We start from the raw sequence: 4,852 nt of genomic DNA, 5'->3' as shown, positions 1-4,852 counted from the left end.
CAAATAAACTGATATTACCAGTGGAGAGCCGTATGCAGGGAGACCTGCACGTACGGTTCGGGGGCAGGTTATGGGAAACCTACCACCGAAAGGTGGCAAGGCGTCCATTACCGAGCCTACATGTGAAGGTGAATGATGTGTGGCTGGGAGATACTCCGGGTGTGATGGCCAAGGCGGTAGGCGTGAACGGCGACCGTGCGGCAGTCATCGACCTGAAGGCTACCGATCCGGAAGGATGGGAGAAGGATGTCCGTCCCGAACTGAAGAGTTTTTCCGATATCGTGATTTATGAGATGCACCATCGCGACTTTTCCATCGATACGATTGCGGGAATCCAGCATCGGGGCAAATTCGTGGCGCTGACGGAAAAGGGTACACATACTTATCTGGGAGAAAGTACGGGGGTGGATCACCTGAAGGAACTGGGAGTGACTCACGTGCATCTGCTTCCTTCGTACGACTATTCTTCGGTGGACGAGACCCGCCTCGACAAGCCTCAGTACAACTGGGGATATGACCCGAAAAACTATAACGTGCCCGACGGCTCCTATGCGACCGATCCTTACCAGCCCGAAGTCCGTATCCGGGAATTCAAGGAGATGGTGATGGCCTTGCACAAGGCAGGTATCCGTGTGATCATGGACGTGGTCTACAATCATACTGCCCTGACCGAAGGAGGCAACTTCGAACGTACGGTACCGGGATATTTCTACCGTCAGGACAAGGAAGGCAAGTTTGCCAACGCTTCTGCCTGCGGCAATGAGACAGCCAGTGAGCGCGCCATGATGCGCAAGTACATGATTGAGTCGGTATGTTACTGGGCGAAGGAATACCATGTCGACGGTTTCCGTTTCGACCTGATGGGCATTCACGACATCGAAACCATGAATGCCATCCGTAAGGCACTCGATAAGATTGATCCTACCATTTACATGTATGGAGAAGGATGGGCAGCCGGTGCTCCGCAACTGCCTGCCGAGAAATTGGCAATGAAGAACAACGTGCATCTGATGCCTCGTGTGGCAGCCTTCAGCGACGAGTTCCGTGACAGTCTGCGCGGACCGTTCGGCAACGATGCACAGGGAGCCTTCCTGATTGGCCGTCACGGTCACGAAGCCGGCATCAAGTTTGGTATTGTGGGAGGTATCGAGCATCCTCAGTTGCAGCTCGACAAGGTACACCGCGTGCCGAAGGTATGGGCCGACCAGCCTTATCAGATGATCAGTTACGTAAGTTGCCACGACGACATGTGTCTGGCCGACCGCCTCAAGGCTACGCTGCCGAAGGCTTCGGTTCAGGAACTGCGCGCATTGCAGAAACTGGCGGAGACAGCCGTACTTACCTCACAGGGAGTGCCCTTTATCTTTGCCGGCGACGAAGTGTTGCGCGACAAGCAGGGAGTACATAATTCGTACAACAGTCCGGATGAGATCAATGCCATCGATTGGAGCAACAAGACCACCCATCGTGAGGTGTTCGATTATGTCAAGGGGCTGATTGCCATGCGCAGGGCGCATCCTGCCTTCCGTCTGGGTGATGCCGACCTGGTCCGCAAGCACCTGGAATTCCTGGAAGTTCCGAAAGGAGGCGTCGTAGCCTTCCGTCTGAACGGCAAACCGGGAGGAGACAAGTGGGAAAACATTACTGTGGTACTCAACAGCAATACCGAAGCGGTGAAGGTCGATGTTCCAGAAGGCAAGTACCGCATTGTCTGTGCCGACGGAAAGATCGATCCGGTGGCCGGACTGGGCAATGTGTCGGGAGCACAGCTCACGGTGGCACCGCGTTCGGCAATGATTGTACATCAGTAATCCGTTCATAATTGAAATCAGTAATCTGCTATTGTTACAATAATAAGATGATGCATCCGGTAATATGGGTAAAGCAGGGGGTGACTCGCCATCCTCAGTACCGGCTCGCGGAGCCGGTCGATTTCTCCCTTGAAGAGGGAGAGCAGTTGGCCATTGTAGGCCCCAATGCCTCAGGAAAAAGTCTTCTGGTGGGAATCCTCACCGGAAGATATCCGCTGTTGATGAATGAAGTGTCGTATGATTTTGGAGAAGAGGAGACGCGCATGGTTTCCGAATGCGTGCGCTACATTACCTTCCGCGATTCGTATGGGGAGGCCGACGGCGGATATTATTACCAGCAGCGCTGGAATTCGCAGGATCTGGATGACATTCCTGTGGTGCGCGACTTGCTTCCTCCGGCTGCGGATGAGGAGCTCCGGAGACTGCTGCTGGAGATTTTTGACATGGAATCGCTGCTCGACAAGCCGGTCATCCTGCTGTCGAGCGGGGAACTCCGCAAGTTTCAGATGGCCAAAGCCCTGCTGTCGGCTCCGAGGGTGGTGATTCTCGACAATCCGTTTATCGGACTGGATGCGCCTACCCGTCAGTCTTTCCGTCAGTTGCTGGAGGATTTGATAAGGAAGACCCGCCTGCAGGTGATGCTGGTACTGTCCAGGGCCGATGAAATTCCGGATTTCATCACCCACGTGGTTCCGGTAGAGGAAAAGGTCTGCCTGCCGAAACGCACGCTTGCCGATTACCGTTCTTCCATACGGCCGGTGAGTCTTCCTGTACTCTCGGACGACCGGAAACGCCGTATCCTGGACTTGCCGTATGCGGACAACCTATATGAGGCTGCCCAGGTGGTACAGCTCGACGGGGTGAGTATCCGTTACGGGAACAGGGTGATACTGGATGCCCTCGACTGGACAGTGAACGGTGGAGAGCGGTGGGCGCTGAGCGGAACCAACGGTTCGGGCAAATCGACCTTGCTCAGTCTGGTCTGTGCCGATAATCCGCAGAGCTATGCCTGCCGGATTGCCCTCTTCGGACGCAAGCGGGGGAGTGGCGAGAGCATCTGGGACATCAAGAAACACATCGGCTATGTCAGTCCGGAGATGCACCGGGCTTACTTGAAACAACTTCCGGCAGTGGATATCGTGGCCAGCGGATTGTATGATTCGGTCGGTCTGTACCGCAAGGTGCAGGAGAAAGACCGTGCCGTCTGTGAATGGTGGATGGATATCTTTGGCATCGCGGAACTGAAGGACCGTAATTTCCTCCAGTTGTCCAGCGGGGAGCAGCGTCTGGTGCTGCTGGCCCGTGCCTTTGTGAAAGACCCGGAACTGCTGGTGCTCGATGAGCCTTTGCACGGACTGGATGCGCACAACCGCCAGCTGGTGAGGGAGGTCATTGATACCTTCTGTCAGCGCAGGGGGAAAACCCTTATCATGGTGACGCATTACGAGGAGGAATTGCCGAAGTGTATTGACCATTCTCTCCGGCTGGTCCGTCACACAACCTACTGACCGCTGAAAAAACGGTGATTTTGCATCTTTTTTTGCAGAAAACCTGCATTTTCCCAAATCTTTTCAGAATTGGGCACTTACTTTGTCGTAGAATAATAAATGAAACAAGTCGTTAAACTTAAAAAATGTAGGATATGAAGAAGTTATTATTTTTACTGGTATGTGTGTGTACAATGCAGTTTGTATGGGCTAGCGATGATAAGCCAATCCGTTTCGAACAGTTGCCTCAGACAGCGCAGACGTTTGTCAAAAAGCATTTCCCGGGCCTGAAGGTAGCGTTTACCAAGGCTGATAAGGGCTGGTTCGATACTTCGTATGATGTGGTGTTCGTAGACGGAAGTAAACTGGAGTTCGATAAGAACGGAGCCTGGAAGGAAGTGAAGTGTAAAGGTACTTTTGTTCCCGATGCAGTGGTTCCTGCTCCTGTCATGAAATACATCAAGGCCAACTATCCCGATGCGAAAGTGCTTCAGCTGGAAAGAGACCGCAATGAATTTGAGGTGCTGCTGTCCAACTTCTGGAAAATCAAGTTCGATACTGACTTCAATGTAATCGACCTCGATCACGATAAGGATTGATGAGGAGGGCAGCCGGTGGCTGCAGCCTTTCTGTTCCGATAAAAAAGCGGGGCAACCGGAAATCTTCGGTAAAGTACTTCCCCCATCGGGGATATCAGATTGAATATGATTATTCTATTTTCCATAGTGGTGAGCCCGGTATTGTGCCGGGCTCATTTCTTTTTACCTGAGTTTCATTCTTTTGGTATGTCCCCGGCAATATATTTCTTTGGTTTAGGCAAAGTTTATCAAGGCTTTCGAAGTCGTTTACATATACTAATTACAACCCGAAGAAGTTTTCCATTATAAAGTCCTTCAGGTAGCTTCCTTTGGGCGGAATATTTTGTGTATTGCGATTGCTTTCAGTATCTATAGTGATTGAAAGGTGTTAAAAAAATGTGCTCTATAACTGTGATATTGCTTATATTTCTTTATTATACAAGTAATTAATATTAATTATAAAAATAGATATTGTTGATTTTTTTAAGAACTTGTAAAATATTTCATAAGTTTACTAGGGTTAGCTCTAAAGTATGGGCTATATTTTGTATTTTGTTTTATATGCTAATCTAACTGCAAAGGCGTAATTAATTAACCTTTTAACATATAATACTTAAACAATCTAATTGTGAAAAGAACATGCTATTTATTCATGGTCAAAAAGCAACGTTATTGACGAAAACTTGCTTTTAAATTCCGGAGACTTCGTTCCTTTATTAGATGCAGTGATACCATCGGTTATGAATGACCCGGCTTGTTATGATTGGTTACATAACTTTGGTAGTGGCATCTGCAAGTTAATTAACAATTAATATTTATGGTTTATGAGAAAATTATTATTGTTTTTATTTGAAGTGATTTAAACTTATGTATATCAATTAAAATGTTGTCAAACAGCGTACAAATAGAATTATTCATTATATTATGGGTGACCAAACTCATTCATAATAAACAACCTATGTACGCTGTATTGGAC

3 protein-coding genes are annotated in these 4,852 nt (G+C 49.1%); all 3 read left to right on the top strand.

The window, feature by feature from the left end:
• On the top strand, positions 1–1,811 hold a 1,811-nt coding region (gene pulA, locus H3001_RS18605; protein WP_181215740.1), incomplete at its 5' end, for a type I pullulanase.
• 50 nt (positions 1,812–1,861) lie between these two features.
• On the top strand, positions 1,862–3,319 hold the full coding sequence (locus tag H3001_RS18600; RefSeq protein ID WP_181215741.1) for an ATP-binding cassette domain-containing protein: 1,458 nt from the start codon (positions 1,862–1,864) through the stop codon (positions 3,317–3,319).
• A gap of 134 nt (positions 3,320–3,453) precedes the next feature.
• The gene (locus H3001_RS18595) at positions 3,454–3,897 is read left to right on the top strand and encodes a PepSY-like domain-containing protein (RefSeq protein ID WP_178244221.1); all 444 of its coding nucleotides are present in this window, start codon (positions 3,454–3,456) and stop codon (positions 3,895–3,897) included.
• Positions 3,898–4,852: the final 955 nt, after the last annotated feature.

Origin of the sequence: Phocaeicola faecicola (assembly GCF_013618865.1) — a bacterium.
In the GTDB taxonomy this organism is placed as follows: domain Bacteria; phylum Bacteroidota; class Bacteroidia; order Bacteroidales; family Bacteroidaceae; genus Phocaeicola; species Phocaeicola faecicola.
The sequence above is the reverse complement of the archived record's forward strand: the minus strand, read 5'-3'. Positions and strand labels throughout refer to the sequence as shown.

Excerpts from the sequence above, each read along its gene's own strand:
- H3001_RS18600 (WP_181215741.1), top strand. The coding sequence starts at position 1,862 with ATGCATCCGGTAATATGGGTAAAGCAGGGGGTGACTCGCCATCCTCAG.
- H3001_RS18595 (WP_178244221.1), top strand. The coding sequence starts at position 3,454 with ATGAAGAAGTTATTATTTTTACTGGTATGTGTGTGTACAATGCAGTTT.